The sequence below is a fragment of the Pseudomonas fortuita genome (assembly GCF_026898135.2).
In the GTDB taxonomy this organism is placed as follows: Bacteria; Pseudomonadota; Gammaproteobacteria; order Pseudomonadales; family Pseudomonadaceae; genus Aquipseudomonas; species Aquipseudomonas fortuita.
The window spans coordinates 3976159-3994458 of sequence record NZ_CP114035.2; the positions used below are offsets into that span (position 1 = coordinate 3976159).

Here is an 18300-nt window from a genome sequence, read left to right on the forward strand (position 1 = left end):
AAGCAGAAGCCCGCCATCGAAGCGGGCTTTTTGCTGCCTGGTTTATAGAGAGGCAGGATCTATACCGATCAGCCGGAGAGACTCGGCAAGCGATGGGTCTATCACTGTCTCTCCGGTGGTTGATGCGGCCTGGTTGATGCCTACAGTCCGGTACTTCAAGTTTTGCCCAGACAGCATTTGCTTCAGGATCTTCCTGGCCTTCTCACCACCGGTAACCGTATACGGGCTCATCATCTGGGTGATGTTGAGCATTGCCTGGTCCTGTGTCTGCTTGACTAGCGCCGCCTGCTCGGGAGGTAGATTAAGAGCATATTGAGGCGCGGCAGGCATCATGCTGACAGGTGTCTCTTGGGGCGTAATGGTCCATGCCTCGTTCTGATCGATCCGCAGTTGGACGGTGCCAACCGGGATTTTGAAGCGACCGCCAGACATCAAGCCGACATAGATCTCATCGCCCTCCTTCCGAACCACCGGATAGAAGTGAAGCGACCTGGTCACGATTGAACCCGAGGCCGGGAACTCGCTCGTGGTCACCATCATCGTGGTTTTATCCGTGAACTCGTCAGTGGTTCCAGTTGCCTGCCACGTTGGTCCCGCTGCGCATCCGCCCAGCGCAACAGCTGCCGCCAGTACCGCGATGATCCCTTTCATTCCCATCTCCACGTTTTTGGTCGGCGCATTGTAGCAAAGCGCCACTGCTGCCAACCGGTCGCACGGTGCGGTTTTGTGGACACAAAATTCAGCATTCTAAATTTTTTAATTGAGCATGCTTGACCATAACAATTCAGCTTGCTAAATTTCACCTCAAGCAGTCACTCACGAGGGACTGCAGAGGCCCTCAAGCCTCACCGCTCTTTAACAACCAGCGCAACAACCAACAGACCGCATTGCCTCTACCGGCGACCGGCGATCAGACAGCCCCGAAAGGCTGCCCACGACAGGGACAACCCTGTACGGCTGACGAAGGTGAAACGCCTAAACCGAGAGAACGACCCGGGCATGCAATGCGCCCCGCCACCCCGGCGGTAATGGGACAGAACGATTTACTGATGCCGGTTCACCGAGCCGGCATTGGAAATCAACTGGAGAAACGCAGCATGAACGCACACACCATCACCTGGCTGACCTCTCTCCGCGATGAGGCTCAGCGCCCCGAAACTTCGATGGCTCGCTGCATCGAAATCTTCAAGGTCATCGCGCAGCACGGCCTGAGCCGTTGAGGAACAGCCATGAGCCTGAAAGACCAAGGCTTCAAGTTCTGCATCAGCCCGGACAAGCAGCAAGGTCGGTGGCTGCACCCTACCGAGTTCAAGGTGCTCCATCCCGACTGGACCGACGTCACGGAATGGCCGACTGAGCAACTGATGGCCTACCTGATGCCGGTGCCTGAGCAGCAAGAGCTGTTCGCAGCATGACGATTTCACTGGCTGGCCTTGGCGACAGGGCCAGACGGGAAATCAACCGCCCTGGAGGGCAAATCGATGTCTCAGACATTCGAGCAAGGCTGGGCAGCGCGGCCCTTCGCGCAGCAGTTCCCGGAAATGAACGCCGACGAGGCCAAGCGCCTCGACCACATCAACACGTCCATAACCACGCTGTATCTGGCGGGCCTGCTGACTGACAAGCAGGCCAACGAGATCCGCACCAAGAAATTCCCCAAGGTCGTCACGAAGGCGGTCCTGGGCAAGAGCTGATTCCCTGACAGCCGGAAAGACGGCCCGATGCCCTGCTCCCCATCGCAGGCTGCATTGGAGTGTGATCTGAGTACCGTCACCCAGCGCGAGAGCAATGGGCGGCAAACGTCATGCAGATCACACCCCGATGCAGTTTTCATCGATTTAAAGCGCATCACCGTGAGCCTTACGCAAGTTAAGGCTCACCGCAGCAAACATTAATCGACGTACACGCAGGCGAATCCGGGGCCTACCCGGCCAGACCAGATGCATGTGAGGTAGCGCTCACCGCCTGCACCCCTTCCCTTCACTTCGACCGCATTGGCAGGCGCCAGGCCACCTTTCACGGTGGGTTTGGTCACCCTGCGCCTGGCTCCTGACCAATGCGGCCGCATCACCCACCTGGAGATCGCCATGGGCGCACTTCGAGCAGCACAGTTTGAGTACGACAACCGGATGCCGCCGGCGGTGAGCGAAGTAGCCGACGCGGAATCCACTTGGATCGACGACGGCATCGCTGAACTGATGGCGCGCCGCGACGTGGTGTTTCAGCGCCGGATGCGCCCGAAGCAGGGCGTCACCTATGAACGCTTCGCCCAGGCGGTGGATGAGTTCGTTATGGGTCAGCTGGGCCTGAACGGCATCAGCAACTCGGTGCTGGGCCGCCTGGTTCTGGCTGCCCGCTGCAAAGTGACCAGCGACGCAGCAGCGGCAGCTGACGAGATCATGAGCGTGGCCAACCCTGAGTCGGCGCTGGAGGAGATCGCCCGCCAGCTGCTCACCCCCTTCGCCAAAGAAGGAGTGCTGGCCCAGGCCGAGGAGGCGCAATGAGCCCTCACAGCTTGGCAGTCAGCGCCATCGAGGCCGCAATCGAAACGATGCTTTTGCCGGGCTCTGGCCCGGTGGAGGATGCCAAGGCAGAAACCCTGGTGGTCGCCTACTTCTCCCTCTTGGCCATCGACTCCAACGAGTTCAAACACTACTGCGAGCGCATCCGGCGTATTGCCGAACGGCGCAAGGAGGCAGCATGACCACGCCATTAATCACCACGCTCATCGACGAGCAGATCGCGGAACTGCCCGAGACTCAGGCCATGCCGGCCGACCGGGTGCTGATGCTGTTTAAGGGGCCGACCTTCGCCGCCGCGGTGAATGAGGCGGCGCTGGCCAGCATCGAGAACCCCGCTGCCTGGAAGTGCCGCGCCTGCATCTGCGGGGAGTGGACGGTCGGGTATGAGGTGCGGGCATGAGCGAAGTGACCATGCTCATCGACATCGACTTCATCCGCCAGGGCTCGGTGCGCGAGGCGCTCACCATCAACGTCGTGACTACGGGTGAAATGCCGACCGACCAATCTCTGGTCGAGATAATTTCGAAAGAGGTCAAACAGCACCTGTCGAAATATCCATGGGAGTCTCCCAATTGACCGGCCCCCAGCGAGCCAGCCGCTTCGCAACCTGGCGCGGCTCCTTCATCGCCCTCACCTTCTGCACCGGCTGGCTCCTCCTGAGCGCCCTGGCCGGCAACATCACTTCCTGAATTCACACCCGGCGCACGGCGGGCCTGCGGGATAACCGTACCCCTTCGGGAGCGTAAGCGGCGAGAGCGCGCAACCATCCACCGCAGCCAGGGCGTTCGCCCTACTTCACGAGCGTGACCTGGCATTCCCTTACTCAACTGACGGCGCCGGCCTGGCGCGAGGTGTACCAATGTCCGAACAAACCGAATTGGCCGTCGTGCCGCCGAAAGAAACGGCCCTGCAGGTCTATCAGACTCCCAATGGCCTCGACCCGTACCTCAAGCACATCCGCGATCAGATCGACACCTTCGTGCCGGACGTGAAGACGGCCAAGGGCCGCAAGGCCATCGGCTCTATCGCCTACAGCATCGCTCGATCGAAGTCCGCGCTGGACGACCTGGGCAAAGATCTCGTTTCGGAGCTGAAGGAAATCCCGAAGAAGATCGACGCCGAGCGAAAGCGCATGCGTGACACGCTCACCGCGTGGCAGGAAGAAGTCCGCCGCCCGCTGACGGAGTGGGAGCAGGCAGAGGCGGCGCGCGTGACCCGGCATGAGCAAGGCGTCGCGGCCATCAAGGCCGAGGGAATCGAGCTGGGCCTGCTGGACGCAGAGGATTTGCTAACGCGGATCGGTCGGGTCGAGGCCGTGACCCTTGGCGATACCTGGGAAGAGTTCGACGCCGAGGCTGGCCAAGTGAAAGACCAGGTGCTGGTTTCGCTGCGTGAAGCTCTGACCGCGCGACTGAAGTACGACGTCGAGCAAGCCGAGCTGGCCCGCCTGCGCCGCGAAGCAGATGAGCGCGCCGAGCAAGACCGGATCAGGCTGGCACAGGAAGCCGCGGTCGAGCAGGAGCGCCAGCGAGTGGCCCAGGAGCAGCAGGCCGAGCGTGACGCGGCCGCCAAGCGCGAGCAAGACCTGAAAGATCAGGCCGCCGCGCAAGAGCGGGAAGCCGAGAACCAACGCCTACAGCTCAAGTTGCAGGCCGAGCAAGCCGAGCGGGCCCGAATTCAGGCCGAGTCCGACCGCGTTGCAACCGAACAGCGGATGGAGCAGGAGCGCCAGGCCGCCGCCCGACGGCAAGATGAGGCGGCAGAACAGGCACGCCAGGAAGAGCGGCGCAGGGCTGATGCAGCTGCTGCCGAGATTGAACGTCAAGCCCAGGCTCGTGCTGCTGACAATATGCACAAGGGCGCAATCAACCGCGCAGCGCTGGAAGCGTTCATCGCATGCGGCATGCCCGAGGCCTGCGCCAAGCAAGCGGTCACCCTGATCGCCCAGCGCAAGATCCCGAACATCGCCATTTCCTACTGAGGTCGCCATGAGCCAGGCAGTAGCCATAATCTCGCAAGACATCTATGCCCAGCGGAATCAGTTCGCCAACGTACTGACGGATCGCTCGCTGAACTTCGAGCGCGAGGCCGAATTCGCCATCCAGGTGATCACCTCGAGCGAGTACGCAACCAAGGTCGCGATGCAGAACCGGCAGTCGGTGGCCAATGCGATCACCAACATCGCCGCCATCGGCATCAGCTTGAACCCGGCCAAGAAGCAAGCGTACCTGGTACCGCGAGACGGCCGCATCTGCTTGGACATCAGCTACATCGGCTTGATGGACCTGGCCATGTCGACCGGCGCCATCCGCTGGGCGCAGGCCGAACTGGTCTACGCCGCAGACGCTTTCAGCCTGAACGGCTTCGACAAGCCGCCGACCCATTCCTACAACCCGTTCGCCAAGGATCGCGGCGAGGTGATCGGCGTGTACGTGGTGGTCAAGACCGCCGACGGCGATTACCTGACCGAAACCATGAGCCTCGAGGATGTGAACGCCATCCGGGACCGCTCAAGCGCCTGGAAGGCCTGGGTCAGCAAGAACAAATCCTGCCCATGGGTCACCGACCCGGGCGAGATGGCCAAGAAGACCGTGGTGAAACGCGGTTACAAATACTGGCCAAAGACCGAGCGCCTGGAGCAAGCCATTCACCACTTGAACACCGATGGCGGCGAGGGCCTGGCCAGCGTGGCTGGCTCGGCGCCTACCGACCCAGAGATGGTGAACAGCTGGATCTCGCTGGCACAGAAGGCCGGGAGCCTGGAGGCACTGACCGACGTGTACCAGCAGGGAACCGCAGCAATGAGGCAGACCAAGGACGCGACAGGCCATGCCCGATTCAAGGCCGAGGTCACTAAGCGCGCCGATGCCATCAAGGCAGAGTCGACGCCCATCGATGGCGAATCTGAGGAGGTGTTAGATGGAGCAGCGTAGCGCTGAATGGTTCGCGGCACGCCTTGGTTGTGTCACGGCGAGCCGGGTGAAAGACGTGATGGCGAGCGGCCGCGGTGGCGCGCCGTCTGCTACCCGCAAGAACTACATGATGGAGCTGCTGTGCGAGCGCCTCACTGGTCAGCAGAGCGGTCCAGACCTGTCCAGCAAGCCCGCCGTGCAGCGCGGCGTCGAGCTTGAGCCGTTTGCGTGCATGGCCTACGAGGCTGACAAAGGCCTGATGGTGATTGAAACCGGGCTGGTCATGCACCCAAGCATTCCTGGCTTTGGCGCTTCGCCAGACGGGCTGGTCGGTGAGGATGGCGTGCTTGAGATCAAGTGCCCAAACACGGCTACACACATCGCCACCATGCAGTCCGAACGGCACGACCCGCAGTACGAGTGGCAGATGCTGGCCCAGATGGCCTGCACCGGCAGGGACTGGGCGGACTTCGTCAGCTACGACGACCGCCTGCCTGAGCCCCTTCAGTACGTGTGCCATCGCTTCGAGCGGGACTTCAAGCGCATCCGCGAAATGGAGGCCGAGATCAAGGCGTTTCTGGAAGAGCTCGGCGACCTGGAGAAGGAAATGCGCGAGCGGATGAAGGAGGCAGCATGAACCCATCAATCGACCTGGAGGCCGCACAAGCGGCCTTCTTTGCCTCTGGCGGCCAGATCATCGTGCTGGATGGATTCCAGTACGTGCCATTCCGCCCGCGCAAGCATCCCGAGCCGAAGCCGAAGGAAAAGCGCGAGATTCCGAAGCGTCTTGCGAATCAGGAAACCGCCAAGTCGCGGGCCGACATGATTGCAGAGATGGCCAAGACAATGACCTGCAGCGAGGCCGCCCTGAAGCTGGAGGTCACAACAGACTCGCTCTACAGCATGGCCAAGCGCTACGGCTTCTCGTTCGTCATGGCCCCCAAGTTTCGACCTACCGAGACCAAGTACGACGACGAGGCCGACGCCAAACTCGCAGAGCGAATCACGGCCCTGCGCGACGTCGGCGTGTCGAAGAACCAGGTGATCAAGCACCTTGCCATCGGGCACAGCACCATGAGCCGGATCATCAAGAAATTCGGGATCGAATTCCCCCTTCAGCGGCAAAGGAAGCAGCCATGAGCGACCACGGCGAGCATCCAAGCGTTTACTACGATGGCCGGGAATGCCGCCGTAGCGGTGGCAGCAAGCTGGCCAGCCCCTTTGCCTCACACACGTTCCACGGCTCCTGGTTCTTGGCTGGCTGGAACGACATGGACCTTGAGATTGAACAGAAAAATCCGAAGCGCGCTGCAAAGAACAAGGCGGCGTGAGCACCTAACCATCTCCCCAAGCGGCCTGCAGGAGGTCGAGCATGGCATCCCTTTTCGACGCATCGAAGCGCAAGCCGGTGCGAAAGCTGTACATCACTCGCAGCGGCGGCCGGTACCGGCCTGATGACGTGGCCCTGGCCTTTGCGCTCAGCCTGCGCATTTTCGACAGCGCGGATCACCTGCGCAGGCTGGCCAGGCGCCTGGTCGACAAAGTCTGCCTGGAGCACCAGCCAAGTATGAAGCTGCTGTACCGCGAGCAAGACGACGAGAAGGTTTTCGAAGTAGCGCTCAGGATTATCAACCGAGTTTGCGACCTGCAGGGATACGTGCCCGGCAGACGCTTCGTGCGCAATGGAGGCGATGATGGCTCTGACGCAGCAGCAGCGTGACGAGCGCCGGCGCGAAAAGGCCGAGCGCCTGCAGGAAGAAGATCTGCGCTTGAAGGTTCGACCAGGGACTAAACAGGCCCTGCTGGAACTGATGGAGTGGGCCGGGATCGAGGAACAGGGCGAGGCGATGACGCTGATGATTCATCACCTGCATGGGCTTGGGCCGGGCGGCGCGCTGCCGCTGCTAACACCTCCGCGCCACGAAATCACGGTGTCACCGTCTGTGGTGCGGAAGCTTGAGAATTTCAGGGCACGAGAGGCATTACGGCTTCCCCACGACTGAGCCTATATTGCGCTCTCTGATGAAGTCGTCGGCATGAGCATTCATGATCCTTCTGGCTTCTGCTTCGTCAGTGGTATGTATGCTGTACTCAGCCTCTACATTAACTTTTGGCGGTACAACCGTTTTCCCGTAAAGGCCAAGCCACGCGACAACCGGCGTCCCGGCATGCTGTGCGCCGAAAGTGATCCTGACCTTTGGATCTCCTTCTGGATAATCGTACGAATCCCAATAGTTCAATTGCCTCTCCTCGACCCGGCCCCATGCCGGTCACCCGTAATACCCCATCCCAAACCAAATTGCCACCATGCCGCATCCGGCCACGGAGGGCGGCGCATGCCCAGGAAAAAGTCATGAACGACGAACAACGCCACCAGGAATGGATCGCCCAGCGCAAAGCCGAAGAAGCGAAGCGCCGGGAGCGCGCCGCCGAATGCCTGAAGGACCACGAATACACCGTGCTGGCTGACACCGATCAGTTGAAAGCCTGGCGGTGCAAAGCGCCACGCACCACCTGCTACGCCTTCGACATCCTCATCACCCGCTTCGGCATCGCCACGATCGGTGATATCGACGGTCTGACCTTCAACGTCGGCCTGTCCTACGGCATCGAGTTCCTGGCTGGTGACGACATCGGCTACTACATCCACTCGAAGCTCGAAGAGCATTGCCGCGAGCGCGAGTTCGACGAGGATGCTTTCCGCGCAGCATTGGTTACCGGCGTCTGCAGCCAGATCTGTGAAAACACCGATGACGACGAGCTGTACGCCGCCCTGCCCGAGTGGATGCGGAATGACGGCGGTGTAGGTGAAGCAGGCAGGTGGGATGAGTTGCGGAGCTTGGTCAAGGATCGGCTCGCAGCAATCGAATACGGCGAAGACGGGCATGACTTCTGGAATTCTCTGAATGATCGCCTGTACGAAGCCGACCACATCGAATGCGTCGAACAGGCCAGCATGCTCATGAGCGAGCACCACGAAGTGCTTGGCTTGGGCTGCGACTACTGGGAGATCACTATCGACAAGCCGCGCGACAGCTTGATCAATCGGCTGTACCTGATCAACCACGCCGCCAAGGCGATCGTCGCTCAGCTGGCCGAAGCGAAAGCCGCCTGACCGTCCTTCGCTGCCCGCCAGCCTCAGTCGACTGAGCGGGCGTCAACACAAGTTGCAACGCATTCGACGATCGCCGTGAAGCTACCAGTGAAGCTGTGCCGCAGCTCTCGCGGCATGTCGTAGGAAAAGTGGATCAGCCAGGAACCGTCGCCCAATAGCACAGCCTCCTGACGGTACTTATCAACCTGATCCTCATCAATTCCGAGAACTGCTGCGACTTCCTGGTTTGTTGGCTCGCGGTCCATCGGGGATTCAACTCGCTGGTCTGGAATCACAACCAATAGACCAAACGACATCAAATTGCCACTAATAAACGCCTCCCCGGCGAGGGCGGCGCCTGCCTGGAGATCATCATGAGCACATTCGCAGTGTTCGGCATGACCCGTGATGTAGCGCTGGCCGAGGCCAAAAAGCGCGTCAAAACCAACAAGCCTGGCAAGCCGGGCGGCCCCTCAATTCAGCTGACGCCTGCGCAGTGGGAGGAGGCGGTCGCCAAGTACGTCGACAAGCTCATGAGCGGCGAGAAGGTGAAGCAGCTCAGCAACATGTTCGACGCCCCCCCAGTACGCCCAGCAGTTCATGGATCTGGCCAAGCGCTCTGGCGATTGCCGGGATCTGCGCATACGAGCCCGCTGCGCGATGACTGACGCGAAGGGCAAGCCCATCCTGAACCCCAAGACCAAGATGCCGCGAATCGGCTGGACCGAATGGCAGCCGGAGCCGAAAGCAGCATGAAGCGAGATATCCCCATGCCCACAGAAAACCGATCCAGCACCATCGAGCAGCATGACCATATCGAGGGGATCCTCGGTATGGTCAGCGTGCCCGAAGGCTACATGCTGGTAGAGCGCAGCATCTGGACCGAAAAGCAGGTCGACGCTGCTACAGCGTGCATCACTCGCCTGAAGGGCGTTCCGACCATGACTGACCGAGCCCTAGCCATGGCAGCGATTGATGCTGCCCAGTGCACCGCGCCGGATATCGCGCTATCCGATCTACTGCCTGCCCCGCAGCCCCAGCCCGAGCCTATAGCCTGGATGGTTGGTACTGCCATCTGGTGGACCAAAGAAGAGGCAGAGAGGGATGCGGCGGCGACTGGGCTGCCGATTGTTGGTCTGGGGCCGATGACGGAGTCGAGCGCGCCGGCGATCCCCGACGGCTACTGCCTCATGCCCAGGCGGCTCACCGCCGAGAATGGCGCGAAAGCCCTGTTGCTTGGTGAGTTCAAGCTGGAGGTAACCCGCGAATGCCCCGAATGCCTTGAACTGGATGACCCAGCAGAGGGCTGCGAGATCTGCGATGGCGAGGGTGAATTCGCTCAGCGCCACACGATCCCGTGGGACCAGATCAAATTCATTTACAGCGAGGCCGTGAAGGGGCTCGCTCTCGAGCCGGAGGTCGCCAGGTAGCGAACAGCTGGCAGGAGCACATTTGTACTCCACCCAGCTGTAACCCCTCGCCCCTCTATTTCGAGCACGCCGCAAGCTTATTCGTTGCGGCCAGGCCCTCGATAGCGATGAGGCGAGCACGCCCCACGCCCCACGCTAATGCCCTGGTCATCGATTCGCCTGGGCGGGAGTCGAAGGCCTCTTCGTGAAGCGCAGCACCGCCAGGCGCATAGACGCCGATAAACATTTGCGTGTCACCCGTGCGCGAGAGCCTCACCTGAACATCGATAAACGTGCCGTCGGCCAGAGTTTCGTCGTGCTCCCGGTGGTGGAGCGTGGGATCCGCCCACTGCCAATAAACGTCTCCGCGAATTCGCATGCCGCCTCCTACGACTGAAGTTTTTTGTGTATGGCCAAAGACCACCATAGCGAAGCGGTGTCGCTGCACAACTGGAAAAGGCCGAACTGTGAACTGATTCAGACCACCGGCCCCCAAACTTCTACACCTCCAATAACTTGTACAACTACTGCCGCTTTGGCGGCCAAGGACTTCTCGTGCTCAATGAAAACATCCACGCCTCCCTGAGCGATCTCACCGCAAGCCAACTGGCCAAGCTGCTTGTCATGCGCAAGGGCCTCCAGTTCGGCTACGACTACACGTTTACCGATGACGATGGGCAATCTACTTCCGTCGATTTGGCCTTCCTGGCTGCGGCACCTGGCGAGCTGCTCGAGGTTCTTTTCGAAGAAAACGAGCATGACGATGCCACCAACGAGGTCCGCTACGAGGCTGAAACAGTAAGTGGTATCCCCGAGTGGTGCCACTACAGCTGGGGCAGAAACTACGAGGTCGACGTAAAGGCCTTCATCCTGCCCGATGGTCGTGCCCTCGCCTTCTGCGAGATGAGCGGCGGCGGCAAGCACGGCGAGCCAAATGCCTACCCGTGGGTGAATGAGGCCAAGTTCATCAAGGTCACCGGCGTCGAGGAACGGGTCATCAAGACGTACCGGTTTGAGGAAATCAAAGACAGTGCTGAGGTAGAGCCATGACCGACCTGATCGTAGTGAGGGTATCCAACCTGATCGGCGCGGCGCTGGACTGGGCGGTGGCGAAGGCCGAAGCGGTACCGGTCTTCATAGATCACCAAGGATGGGTGCGAAAGCTGCCGGATGACACCAGTGCCTGGCGCCCGAGCTGGAACTGGGCCCAAGGCGGGCCCCTGTTCGATAAGCACCTGGGCAGCGCCCATCACAACTCGCATCTGGAGGACGACAGTTGCCGGTACAGCGCCGGTCCTGCAGGTGCCGGCATCTGGCTCTACGGGCCAACCGCATTGATCGCCTTCTGCCGCACCCTCGTCATCACCAAGCTCGGCGATACCGTCCAGGTGCCGAAGGAGCTGATGCCGTGAGCGCCGCAGCCAAAGTTCTCGACCCTTGCAGCGCCAGTCGCATGATGTGGTTCGACAAGGAGGACCAGCGCGCCCTGTTCGGTGACATCCGCGACGAAGAGCACCTGCTCTGCGACGGCCGTGTGCTGAAGGTTGAGCCCGATGTGCTGATGGACTTCCGTAGCCTGCCCTTCGAGGCCTCAACCTTCCGCCTGGTCGTGTTCGATCCGCCGCACCTCACCCGGGCCGGCGTCGATAGCTGGATGCGCGCCAAGTACGGACTGCTGACCAGCGACTGGCGGGAGGATATCCGCCAGGGCTTCGCCGAGTGCTTCCGCGTGCTGGAGCCCGAGGGAATTCTGATCTTCAAGTGGAACGAAACCCAGGTGCTGGTCAGCGAGCTGTTGGCCCTTACCGATGAGAAGCCCTTGTTTGGCCACAAGTCCGGCAAGCGCGAAAAGACGCACTGGATCACCTTCATGAAGCGTCCAGCAGCCTAACCCCTCCCCCTACAACTCAAGCCCGCCGACATGCGCGGGCATGGAGAGCTATTGCCATGACAAATCACAAAAACACGCCCGGCCCATGGGAAGTCCTGAACGAAACCGAAGTCTTCACCGGCCTCGGCGCCGATAGTGGTGATGGTGTGAAGGCGCTCCCCTCTGACGGCTGGATGATCGCTGATTGCGGCGACTGCGTGACCTTCACCGAGATCGGACCTGCTGAACTCAGCCGGGATCTGCGCCGGGCCAACGCCAAGCTGATCGCCGCGGCGCCCCTGCTGCTGAGGGATCTGATCGAAGCCGCTGCCCAGCTGCGCAAGTACGAAGCCCTGCACCGCGCCAAGGGCACCGCCGACAGCTTGGCAAAGGCCGAGGTCAACGCCGAACTGGCTTCGCGCTTCGAGCAGACCATCGCCCAGGCCACGATCTGACCACCAACCTGCCGCCACCGGCGGCGTGGAGACCATCCACGAACCTGATCGACTGCTACGTCACGAAGATCCTCGGCGAGCCGTACCGCAAGTTCGGCGCCTGGTGGGTCGACGTCGAATACAACAGCTGGGGCAGCACCAGCAAAACACGGCTCATGTTCCGCACCGAGGAAGCCGCCCGGGCGGCGAAGGTCGGGCACCACTTCACGGCCTGAATGGCATGGAGACCAATATGGCGAATGCCACAGCAGCAAAGCCCTCAAGCATTCAGCCGCGGTTCATCCGGTTCGGCGATGCGCCTGGGTATCTCGGCATGTGCCGGGATGAGTTCAACAAGACGGTCAGGCCGAACGTGCGGGAATTCCCCATCGGAAAACAGGGCGTGGCCTTTGACCGCCAGGAGCTTGATGAGTGGGCGGACGCCTACATCGAGGCCAAGGCGATTGAAAAAGCCACCGGACAGGACAACAATCGGCCCCGCAGCGAGCGCCGAGGAGATGATACATGGCGCGAAAAACGATCACCGGCCTCTACGAGAAGGGCGGTGTCTGGCAAATCGATAAAGTCTACAAAGGGGAGCGAATTCGAGAAAGTACTGGAACTGGTGACCGGGAAGAGGCAGAGCAGTACCTGATCCACAAGCTCGAGCAGCTGCGTCAAAGGAAGGTCTATGGCGTTCGGCAGGTGCACACCTGGGAGGAGGCGGCAATGCGCTACCTCCTTGAGGTCAAGGATCAGCCATCCATCCACCTCACTGCCTTGTGCATGAAGCAGCTTCACCCGTACCTGGGCCACCTGCCGCTGACGCACATCGATGACCAGGCGCTGGAGCCGTTTATCAGGGACCGGCAGACAGAAAAAGTTCTGCCGGATGGGACCATTGAAAAGGCCGTGAGCAACCGGACGATCAACATCGCCATCGAGCGCGCGGTCCGGGTTTTGACGCTCTGCGCCAGGAAGTGGCGAGACGATGATCGCAGGCCATGGCTGGACAGTGTGCCCATGCTGAGAAAGCTCGAAGAGAAGAAGTCGAGCCGTAAGCCCTACCCAATGTCATGGGAAGAGCAGTCAATCCTCTTCAACGAGTTGCCGGGCCATCTGCAAACGATGGCCCTGTTCAAGGTAAACACGGGCTGCCGGGAGCAAGAGGTGTGCAAGCTGAGATGGGATTGGGAAATATCGGTGCCGGAACTGGGAACCAGTGTTTTCCTGATCCCTGCTGACTTCGGCGGGAGACACGCCCGTTCGGGCGTAAAGAATGGCGACGAGCGCCTGGTGGTGCTGAATAACGTGGCGAAGTCGATCATTGAAAGGCAGCGCGGGATCAGCAAGGAATGGGTATTCCCATACAACGGCACCGCGATGCACCGGATGAACGACTCGGCATGGAAGAAGGCACGGGTGAGAGCGGCGAAACTCTGGCAGGAGGAAAACCTTCGCCCCGCTCACCCTGGATATGCCTCGATCAGGATTCACGACTTGAAGCACACCTTCGGTCGACGACTGCGGGCAGCAGGCGTTACTGAAGAGGATCGGAAGTCACTGCTCGGGCACAAGAACGGCAGCATCACCAGCCACTACTCCGGCGCTGAGCTGGGCAAGCTGATTGAGGCTGCGAACATGGTATCAACAACTGACTCCCGCGGGCCGGTGTTGACGATCTTGAAGAGGAAAATCGGATGAAGTCCCGAAAAACTCCCCACATGCAAAAACGACAAAGCCACCCGAAGGTGGCTAAGTCGTTGAAATATATGGTCGGGACGGAGTGATTCGAACACTCGACCCCTTGCACCCCATGCAAGTGCGCTACCGGGCTGCGCTACGCCCCGACTGGGCTTGAAGCATGTCCTCAATGTTGCTGAGGACGTTGAAGAATGTACCCTAACCATCTGATAAGTGGAAGCTTTTTCTTAAAAAAATTCCACCTATGCGAAAGATCTCACTTCTTCAAAACCACCAACACATCCTCCAACTCAACAATCATCTGCCGAATCAGCTGCTTGTACTGGCTGGATTCATCCTTAGCCTCATCACTGGAGAGCCGTAACCGCGCCCCGCCAATGGTGAACCCTTGGTCATAAAGCAGCGCACGAATCTGGCGGATCATCAGCACATCCTGCCGCTGATAATACCGCCGATTCCCCCGCCGCTTCACAGGATTAAGCTGGTCGAACTCCTGCTCCCAGTACCGCAGCACGTGTGGCTTTACAGCACACAGCTCGCTGACTTCACCAATGGTGAAGTAGCGTTTGCCCGGTATGGGGGGCAGTTCGTCGTTATGGCTTGGTTCCAGCATAGGCCTCAACCCGGGCCTTCAACTTCTGCCCTGGACGAAAGGTGACGACGCGCCGTGCAGTGATCGGGATCTCTTCCCCTGTTTTAGGGTTGCGGCCCGGCCGCTGGCGTTTGTCGCGAAGGTCGAAGTTGCCGAAACCGGACAGCTTCACCTGCTCGTTCTCTTCAAGTGCGTGCCGAATTTCTTCGAAAAACAGCTCGACCAGCTCCTTGGCCTCACGCTTGTTAAGCCCCAGCTCCTCGTACAGCCTTTCGGCCATCTCAGCTTTCGTCAGAGCACCCATGCCGTTATTTCCTTAACGTGGTGTTCAACCTTTGTTCGAGCGAGGTGAGGATGTTTTGCAGGGTAGTGTTCACCTCATCGTCGTTAAGAGTGCGCGATGGATGCTGCCAGGTCAAGCCAACGGCAAGGCTTTTTCTATCAGGATCAATGCCTTTACCTTGGTAGACATCAAACAGCCTGAGGTCTGTGAGCCATTCGCCTGCATTGTCACGAATTAATTCAAGCACCGCGCTAGAAGCTACATCACGTCCTGCAATCAAAGCCAGGTCGCGACGGGTTTCCGGGAACTTGGACAGCTCGCTGAATTTCGGCAGGCGGCCTTCGACCACATCGCCCAGCACCAGCTCGAACAGGAACACCGGGCGATCCAGGCCCAGGGCTTTGGCCAGCTCTGGGTGGATGGCGCCAAGGTAGCCGACCAGTTTGCCGTCGCGCTCGATGGCGGCGGTCTGGCCTGGGTGCAGGGCTGGGTGTTTGCCGGCGCTGAAGGTGAAGTCGCTCAGGGCGCCGGAGTAGCCCAGCAGGGCTTCGACGTCGGCTTTTACGTCGAAGAAGTCGACGCCGTCGCGGCCGTTGGCCCAGCCTTCTGGCAGGCGGCTGCCGGTGATTACGCCGGCAATCATTGGCTGCTGTTGCAGGTCACCCAGTTGGCCGACGAAGCGCAGGCCGCTTTCGAACAGGCGCACGCGGTCTTGCTGGCGGTTCAGGTTGTGCTGCAGTGCCTTGACCAGGCCCGGCCACAGCGAGGCGCGCATGGCGGCCATGTCGCTGGAAATGGGGTTGGCCAGCAACAGCGGCTCTACGCCCGGGCTGAACAGTTCGAACAGTTTCGGGTCGATGAAACTGTAGGTGATGGCTTCCTGGTAGCCGCGGGCAACCAGCAGGCGGCGCAGGGTCGGCAGGTCACCGCGGGTTTCCGGCTTGCCTTTTGGCGCCAGGCGGGCTTGCGGGTAGCGAACCGGCAGGTTGTTGTAGCCGTACAGGCGGGCCAGCTCTTCGATCAGGTCCACTTCCAGGCTGATGTCGAAGCGGTGGCTCGGGACGTTGACGGTCCACTGCGCTACACCTTCAGAGCCGCCACTCTTGGTGGTGGTCAGCTCCAGAGCGTTGAGCAGTTGCTCGACCTGGGCTGGGTCCATTTCCATGCCGAGCATCTGGGTGATGCGTTCGGCGCGCAGGGTGACGGGGGCCACTTTTGGCAGGTGTTGCTCGCTGACAGCTTCAACGACCGGGCCGGCTTCGCCGCCAACGATGTCCAGCAGCAGCTGGGTGGCGCGCTCGATAGCTTCGCGGGCCAGCTGCGAGTCGACGCCGCGCTCGTAGCGGTGCGAGGCATCGGTGTGCAGGCCGTAGGAACGGGCTTTACCGGCAACGGAAATCGGCTCGAAGAAGGCGCTTTCCAGGAACAGGTCGCGGGTTTTTTCGGTGTTCACACCGCTGTGCTCGCCACCCATGACGCCGGCGATGGCCAGGGCGCGGGTGTGGTCGGCGATTACCAGGGTGTCTGCGCGCAGGGCAACTTCCTGGCCGTCGAGCAGGACGAGTTTTTCGCCCTCTTCGGCCATGCGTACGCGGATGCCGCCGTTGATTTCTGCCAGGTCGAAGGCGTGCATCGGCTGGCCGAGTTCGAGCATCACGTAGTTGGTGATGTCGACGGCAGCGTCGATGCTGCGCACGTCGCTGCGGCGCAGGCGTTCGACCATCCACAGTGGGGTCGGCTTGCTCAGGTCGACGTTACGGATAACGCGGCCCAGGTAGCGTGGGCAGGCAGCCGGGGCGCTGACCTCCACCGGGCGCACTTCGTCGTGGGCAGGCGCTACGGCAGGCACCACCGGGCGGGTGACCGGGGTGTCGTACAACGCGCTGACGTCGCGGGCCAGGCCGGCGATGGACAGGCAGTCACCGCGGTTGGGCGTCAGGCCGATCTCGATGCTGGCGTCGTCCAAGCTCAGGTAGGTGCGAATGTTTTCGCCAACCGGGGCATCAGCCGCCAACTCCAGCAGGCCGTCGTTCTCTTCGCTGATTTCCAGCTCGGCCGCCGAGCACAGCATGCCGAAGGACTCGACGCCGCGCAGCTTGGCCTTCTTGATCTTGAAGTCGCCAGACAGCTCGGCGCCGATCATGGCGAACGGCACCTTGATGCCTGGGCGGGCGTTAGGGGCGCCGCACACGACCTGGAAAGTTTCCTGGCCGTTGCTCACCTGGCACACGCGCAGCTTGTCGGCGTCCGGGTGCTGTTCGGTGGCGAGGATTTCGCCCACGACAATGCCGCTGAACTGGCCGGCAGCGGGGGTAACGCTGTCGACTTCGAGGCCGGCCATGGACAGGCGGGCGACCAGTTCGTCACGGGAGACTTGCGGGTTTACCCAACCGCGCAGCCACTGTTCACTGAATTTCATGCTGTTCTCCTAGAATGTGCGTCGATTGGGCCTAGCGGAATTGGGCAAGGAACCGCAGGTCGTTGTCGAAGAACAGACGCAAATCGTTGACGCCATAGCGCAGCATGGCCAGGCGCTCGGCGCCCATGCCGAAGGCGAAGCCCTGGAACTCTTCAGGGTCGATGCCGGACATGCGCAGCACGCTCGGGTGCACCATGCCGCAGCCCATCACTTCCAGCCAGCCGGTTTGCTTGCACACGCGGCAGCCGTTGCCGGAACACATCACGCACTGGATGTCGACTTCGGCGGACGGCTCGGTGAAGGGGAAGAACGACGGGCGGAAACGCACCGCCAGTTCTTTTTCGAAGAACACCCGCAGGAATTCTTCGATAGTGCCCTTGAGGTCGGCGAAGTTGATATCGCGATCGATCAGCAGGCCTTCGACCTGGTGGAACATCGGCGAGTGGGTGATATCCGAGTCACAGCGGTATACGCGGCCCGGGCATACAATGCGGATGGGCGGCTGGGTGGACTCCATGGTCCGCACCTGCACCGGCGAGGTGTGGGTGCGCAGCAGCATGTTGGCATTGAAGTAGAAGGTATCGTGCATCGCCCGCGCCGGGTGGTGGCCAGGGATGTTGAGCGCTTCGAAGTTGTGGTAGTCGTCTTCGACCTCTGGGCCTTCGGCAATGCCGTAGCCGATGTGGGTGAAGAACTGCTCGATGCGCTCGAGTGTACGGGTGATCGGGTGCAGGCCACCGGTGGCCTGGCCGCGGCCTGGCAGGGTGACGTCAATGCATTCGGCAGCCAGGCGAGCGCTGAGCTCGGCTTCTTCAAAGGCAGCCTTGCGGGCATTGAGCACAACGGTGACGCGCTCTTTGGCGTCGTTGATCAGCGCGCCGACTTTCGGCCGCTCTTCGGCTGGCAGGTTGCCCAGGGTCTTCATCACCTGGGTCAGTTCGCCCTTCTTGCCGAGATAATTAACCCGGATCTGTTCCAGGGCATTGATGTCTTCAGCGCGCTCCACGGCCTCTAGGGCTTGGGAGACCAGCGCATCCAGGTTTTCCATGTACAGACTCCAG

31 protein-coding genes and 1 tRNA gene are annotated in these 18300 nt (G+C 60.9%); 24 read left to right on the forward strand and 8 right to left on the reverse strand.

Translation table 11 applies throughout. The features are described from left to right. Positions 1-42: 42 nt before the first annotated feature. Positions 43-651 carry a hypothetical protein gene (locus OZ911_RS18230; protein ID WP_064590645.1) on the reverse strand — a complete coding sequence of 203 codons (609 nt, stop codon included), beginning with the start codon at positions 649-651 and terminating at the stop codon, positions 43-45. A 446-nt stretch (positions 652-1097) separates the two neighbouring features. On the opposite strand from OZ911_RS18230, the gene OZ911_RS18235 reads away from it, so the two are divergent. The 15 genes from OZ911_RS18235 (at position 1098) to OZ911_RS18305 (ending at position 8549) form a co-directional block, all read left to right on the forward strand. Continuing rightward, the gene (locus OZ911_RS18235) at positions 1098-1220 is read left to right on the forward strand and encodes a hypothetical protein (RefSeq protein ID WP_268968434.1); all 123 of its coding nucleotides are present in this window, start codon (positions 1098-1100) and stop codon (positions 1218-1220) included. A 9-nt stretch (positions 1221-1229) separates the two neighbouring features. Further along, the gene (locus tag OZ911_RS18240) at positions 1230-1415 is read left to right on the forward strand and encodes a hypothetical protein (RefSeq protein WP_268968435.1); all 186 of its coding nucleotides are present in this window, start codon (positions 1230-1232) and stop codon (positions 1413-1415) included. A 66-nt stretch (positions 1416-1481) separates the two neighbouring features. Then, positions 1482-1694, forward strand: coding sequence for a hypothetical protein (locus tag OZ911_RS18245; protein WP_196172370.1), 213 nt, complete (start codon positions 1482-1484; stop codon positions 1692-1694). 393 nt (positions 1695-2087) lie between these two features. Beyond that, positions 2088-2504, forward strand: a complete 417-nt coding sequence (locus OZ911_RS18250; RefSeq protein WP_268968436.1) for a hypothetical protein — start codon at positions 2088-2090, stop codon at positions 2502-2504. Further along, complete coding sequence (locus OZ911_RS18255) at positions 2501-2704, forward strand: hypothetical protein (RefSeq protein WP_060516552.1); 204 nt, start codon at positions 2501-2503, stop codon at positions 2702-2704. Before OZ911_RS18250 ends, OZ911_RS18255 begins: the two co-directional genes overlap by 4 nt. Beyond that, positions 2701-2922, forward strand: a complete 222-nt coding sequence (locus OZ911_RS18260; RefSeq protein ID WP_060516554.1) for a hypothetical protein — start codon at positions 2701-2703, stop codon at positions 2920-2922. Before OZ911_RS18255 ends, OZ911_RS18260 begins: the two co-directional genes overlap by 4 nt. Continuing rightward, positions 2919-3098: a hypothetical protein gene (locus tag OZ911_RS18265; RefSeq protein ID WP_268968437.1), complete on the forward strand. Its 180-nt coding sequence runs from the start codon at positions 2919-2921 to the stop codon at positions 3096-3098. The genes OZ911_RS18260 and OZ911_RS18265 overlap by 4 nt, the downstream gene beginning before the upstream one ends. Before the next feature lie 283 nt (positions 3099-3381). Beyond that, entirely contained in the window at positions 3382-4503 is a 1122-nt protein-coding gene (locus tag OZ911_RS18270; RefSeq protein WP_268968439.1) for a coiled-coil domain-containing protein, read from the forward strand. Positions 4504-4510: 7 nt separating this feature from the next. After that, positions 4511-5455, forward strand: a complete 945-nt coding sequence (locus OZ911_RS18275) for a recombinase RecT (RefSeq protein ID WP_156858467.1) — start codon at positions 4511-4513, stop codon at positions 5453-5455. After that, positions 5442-6071, forward strand: a complete 630-nt coding sequence (locus OZ911_RS18280; protein ID WP_156858466.1) for a lambda exonuclease family protein — start codon at positions 5442-5444, stop codon at positions 6069-6071. The genes OZ911_RS18275 and OZ911_RS18280 overlap by 14 nt, the downstream gene beginning before the upstream one ends. Continuing rightward, positions 6068-6574, forward strand: coding sequence for a COG3415 family protein (locus OZ911_RS18285; protein ID WP_268968440.1), 507 nt, complete (start codon positions 6068-6070; stop codon positions 6572-6574). The genes OZ911_RS18280 and OZ911_RS18285 overlap by 4 nt, the downstream gene beginning before the upstream one ends. Further along, positions 6571-6765: a hypothetical protein gene (locus OZ911_RS18290; RefSeq protein WP_191087565.1), complete on the forward strand. Its 195-nt coding sequence runs from the start codon at positions 6571-6573 to the stop codon at positions 6763-6765. Before OZ911_RS18285 ends, OZ911_RS18290 begins: the two co-directional genes overlap by 4 nt. A 41-nt stretch (positions 6766-6806) precedes the next feature. Beyond that, on the forward strand, positions 6807-7154 hold the full coding sequence (locus OZ911_RS18295; RefSeq protein ID WP_268968441.1) for a DUF7740 domain-containing protein: 348 nt from the start codon (positions 6807-6809) through the stop codon (positions 7152-7154). Beyond that, complete coding sequence (locus OZ911_RS18300) at positions 7129-7437, forward strand: hypothetical protein (protein ID WP_268968442.1); 309 nt, start codon at positions 7129-7131, stop codon at positions 7435-7437. Before OZ911_RS18295 ends, OZ911_RS18300 begins: the two co-directional genes overlap by 26 nt. A gap of 350 nt (positions 7438-7787) precedes the next feature. Beyond that, positions 7788-8549, forward strand: a complete 762-nt coding sequence (locus OZ911_RS18305; RefSeq protein ID WP_061203112.1) for a hypothetical protein — start codon at positions 7788-7790, stop codon at positions 8547-8549. Positions 8550-8572: 23 nt separating this feature from the next. On the opposite strand, the gene OZ911_RS18310 is transcribed toward OZ911_RS18305, so the two are convergent. Then, a complete protein-coding gene (locus OZ911_RS18310) occupies positions 8573-8794 on the reverse strand; it encodes a hypothetical protein (protein ID WP_020193307.1) in 222 nt (73 codons plus the stop codon). 108 nt (positions 8795-8902) lie between these two features. On the opposite strand from OZ911_RS18310, the gene OZ911_RS18315 reads away from it, so the two are divergent. Further along, a complete protein-coding gene (locus tag OZ911_RS18315) occupies positions 8903-9196 on the forward strand; it encodes a hypothetical protein (protein WP_268968443.1) in 294 nt (97 codons plus the stop codon). Between the two features lie 84 nt (positions 9197-9280). Beyond that, positions 9281-9958: a hypothetical protein gene (locus tag OZ911_RS18320; RefSeq protein ID WP_268968444.1), complete on the forward strand. Its 678-nt coding sequence runs from the start codon at positions 9281-9283 to the stop codon at positions 9956-9958. A gap of 55 nt (positions 9959-10013) precedes the next feature. Here OZ911_RS18320 and OZ911_RS18325 read toward each other — a convergent pair whose 3' ends face one another. Next, positions 10014-10316, reverse strand: a complete 303-nt coding sequence (locus OZ911_RS18325; RefSeq protein WP_268968445.1) for a hypothetical protein — start codon at positions 10314-10316, stop codon at positions 10014-10016. Between the two features lie 176 nt (positions 10317-10492). On the opposite strand from OZ911_RS18325, the gene OZ911_RS18330 reads away from it, so the two are divergent. Genes OZ911_RS18330 through OZ911_RS18360 form a run of 7 tightly spaced genes read left to right on the forward strand, consistent with a single transcriptional unit; the run spans position 10493 to position 13945 of the window. Then, positions 10493-10987, forward strand: a complete 495-nt coding sequence (locus OZ911_RS18330) for a hypothetical protein (RefSeq protein WP_268968446.1) — start codon at positions 10493-10495, stop codon at positions 10985-10987. Next, entirely contained in the window at positions 10984-11349 is a 366-nt protein-coding gene (locus OZ911_RS18335) for a phage protein NinX family protein (RefSeq protein ID WP_268968447.1), read from the forward strand. The genes OZ911_RS18330 and OZ911_RS18335 overlap by 4 nt, the downstream gene beginning before the upstream one ends. Continuing rightward, positions 11346-11828 carry a class I SAM-dependent methyltransferase gene (locus OZ911_RS18340; RefSeq protein WP_060507224.1) on the forward strand — a complete coding sequence of 161 codons (483 nt, stop codon included), beginning with the start codon at positions 11346-11348 and terminating at the stop codon, positions 11826-11828. The genes OZ911_RS18335 and OZ911_RS18340 overlap by 4 nt, the downstream gene beginning before the upstream one ends. Before the next feature lie 56 nt (positions 11829-11884). Continuing rightward, the gene (locus OZ911_RS18345; RefSeq protein ID WP_268968448.1) at positions 11885-12262 is read left to right on the forward strand and encodes an XkdD/Y8K6 family phage-associated protein; all 378 of its coding nucleotides are present in this window, start codon (positions 11885-11887) and stop codon (positions 12260-12262) included. An 8-nt stretch (positions 12263-12270) separates the two neighbouring features. After that, on the forward strand, positions 12271-12477 hold the full coding sequence (locus OZ911_RS18350; RefSeq protein ID WP_268968700.1) for a hypothetical protein: 207 nt from the start codon (positions 12271-12273) through the stop codon (positions 12475-12477). A 17-nt stretch (positions 12478-12494) separates the two neighbouring features. Beyond that, a complete protein-coding gene (locus OZ911_RS18355) occupies positions 12495-12896 on the forward strand; it encodes a hypothetical protein (RefSeq protein WP_268968449.1) in 402 nt (133 codons plus the stop codon). After that, positions 12818-13945 carry a tyrosine-type recombinase/integrase gene (locus tag OZ911_RS18360; protein ID WP_237143262.1) on the forward strand — a complete coding sequence of 376 codons (1128 nt, stop codon included), beginning with the start codon at positions 12818-12820 and terminating at the stop codon, positions 13943-13945. The genes OZ911_RS18355 and OZ911_RS18360 overlap by 79 nt, the downstream gene beginning before the upstream one ends. Positions 13946-14014: 69 nt before the next feature. Here the strand turns inward: OZ911_RS18360 and OZ911_RS18365 are convergent. From OZ911_RS18365 to pheS, 5 genes are all read right to left on the reverse strand, one after another. Beyond that, positions 14015-14091, reverse strand: a tRNA-Pro gene (locus OZ911_RS18365). 110 nt (positions 14092-14201) lie between these two features. Next, entirely contained in the window at positions 14202-14558 is a 357-nt protein-coding gene (locus OZ911_RS18370) for a MerR family transcriptional regulator (protein WP_003250681.1), read from the reverse strand. Then, a complete protein-coding gene (ihfA, locus tag OZ911_RS18375) occupies positions 14539-14841 on the reverse strand; it encodes an integration host factor subunit alpha (RefSeq protein WP_003250679.1) in 303 nt (100 codons plus the stop codon). Before ihfA ends, OZ911_RS18370 begins: the two co-directional genes overlap by 20 nt. Positions 14842-14845: 4 nt before the next feature. Further along, on the reverse strand, positions 14846-17239 hold the full coding sequence (gene pheT / locus OZ911_RS18380) for a phenylalanine--tRNA ligase subunit beta (protein WP_016487882.1): 2394 nt from the start codon (positions 17237-17239) through the stop codon (positions 14846-14848). 31 nt (positions 17240-17270) lie between these two features. Beyond that, the gene (gene pheS / locus OZ911_RS18385; protein ID WP_016487883.1) at positions 17271-18287 is read right to left on the reverse strand and encodes a phenylalanine--tRNA ligase subunit alpha; all 1017 of its coding nucleotides are present in this window, start codon (positions 18285-18287) and stop codon (positions 17271-17273) included. Between the last annotated feature and the right edge of the window lie 13 nt (positions 18288-18300).

Coding starts and splice junctions, on each gene's coding strand:
- OZ911_RS18315 (WP_268968443.1), top strand. CDS start 8,903: ATGAGCACATTCGCAGTGTTCGGCATGACCCGTGATGTAGCGCTGGCC.
- OZ911_RS18285 (WP_268968440.1), top strand. CDS start 6,068: ATGAACCCATCAATCGACCTGGAGGCCGCACAAGCGGCCTTCTTTGCC.
- OZ911_RS18265 (WP_268968437.1), top strand. CDS start 2,919: ATGAGCGAAGTGACCATGCTCATCGACATCGACTTCATCCGCCAGGGC.
- OZ911_RS18250 (WP_268968436.1), top strand. CDS start 2,088: ATGGGCGCACTTCGAGCAGCACAGTTTGAGTACGACAACCGGATGCCG.
- OZ911_RS18295 (WP_268968441.1), top strand. CDS start 6,807: ATGGCATCCCTTTTCGACGCATCGAAGCGCAAGCCGGTGCGAAAGCTG.
- OZ911_RS18255 (WP_060516552.1), top strand. CDS start 2,501: ATGAGCCCTCACAGCTTGGCAGTCAGCGCCATCGAGGCCGCAATCGAA.
- ihfA (WP_003250679.1), bottom strand. CDS start 14,841: ATGGGTGCTCTGACGAAAGCTGAGATGGCCGAAAGGCTGTACGAGGAG.
- OZ911_RS18230 (WP_064590645.1), bottom strand. CDS start 651: ATGAAAGGGATCATCGCGGTACTGGCGGCAGCTGTTGCGCTGGGCGGA.
- OZ911_RS18235 (WP_268968434.1), top strand. CDS start 1,098: ATGAACGCACACACCATCACCTGGCTGACCTCTCTCCGCGATGAGGCT.
- OZ911_RS18260 (WP_060516554.1), top strand. CDS start 2,701: ATGACCACGCCATTAATCACCACGCTCATCGACGAGCAGATCGCGGAA.
- OZ911_RS18310 (WP_020193307.1), bottom strand. CDS start 8,794: ATGGACCGCGAGCCAACAAACCAGGAAGTCGCAGCAGTTCTCGGAATT.
- OZ911_RS18290 (WP_191087565.1), top strand. CDS start 6,571: ATGAGCGACCACGGCGAGCATCCAAGCGTTTACTACGATGGCCGGGAA.
- OZ911_RS18370 (WP_003250681.1), bottom strand. CDS start 14,558: ATGCTGGAACCAAGCCATAACGACGAACTGCCCCCCATACCGGGCAAA.
- OZ911_RS18355 (WP_268968449.1), top strand. CDS start 12,495: ATGGCGAATGCCACAGCAGCAAAGCCCTCAAGCATTCAGCCGCGGTTC.
- OZ911_RS18275 (WP_156858467.1), top strand. CDS start 4,511: ATGAGCCAGGCAGTAGCCATAATCTCGCAAGACATCTATGCCCAGCGG.
- OZ911_RS18245 (WP_196172370.1), top strand. CDS start 1,482: ATGTCTCAGACATTCGAGCAAGGCTGGGCAGCGCGGCCCTTCGCGCAG.
- OZ911_RS18280 (WP_156858466.1), top strand. CDS start 5,442: ATGGAGCAGCGTAGCGCTGAATGGTTCGCGGCACGCCTTGGTTGTGTC.
- OZ911_RS18345 (WP_268968448.1), top strand. CDS start 11,885: ATGACAAATCACAAAAACACGCCCGGCCCATGGGAAGTCCTGAACGAA.
- OZ911_RS18300 (WP_268968442.1), top strand. CDS start 7,129: ATGGCTCTGACGCAGCAGCAGCGTGACGAGCGCCGGCGCGAAAAGGCC.
- OZ911_RS18335 (WP_268968447.1), top strand. CDS start 10,984: ATGACCGACCTGATCGTAGTGAGGGTATCCAACCTGATCGGCGCGGCG.
- pheT (WP_016487882.1), bottom strand. CDS start 17,239: ATGAAATTCAGTGAACAGTGGCTGCGCGGTTGGGTAAACCCGCAAGTC.
- OZ911_RS18325 (WP_268968445.1), bottom strand. CDS start 10,316: ATGCGAATTCGCGGAGACGTTTATTGGCAGTGGGCGGATCCCACGCTC.
- OZ911_RS18320 (WP_268968444.1), top strand. CDS start 9,281: ATGAAGCGAGATATCCCCATGCCCACAGAAAACCGATCCAGCACCATC.
- OZ911_RS18305 (WP_061203112.1), top strand. CDS start 7,788: ATGAACGACGAACAACGCCACCAGGAATGGATCGCCCAGCGCAAAGCC.
- OZ911_RS18270 (WP_268968439.1), top strand. CDS start 3,382: ATGTCCGAACAAACCGAATTGGCCGTCGTGCCGCCGAAAGAAACGGCC.
- pheS (WP_016487883.1), bottom strand. CDS start 18,287: ATGGAAAACCTGGATGCGCTGGTCTCCCAAGCCCTAGAGGCCGTGGAG.
- OZ911_RS18240 (WP_268968435.1), top strand. CDS start 1,230: ATGAGCCTGAAAGACCAAGGCTTCAAGTTCTGCATCAGCCCGGACAAG.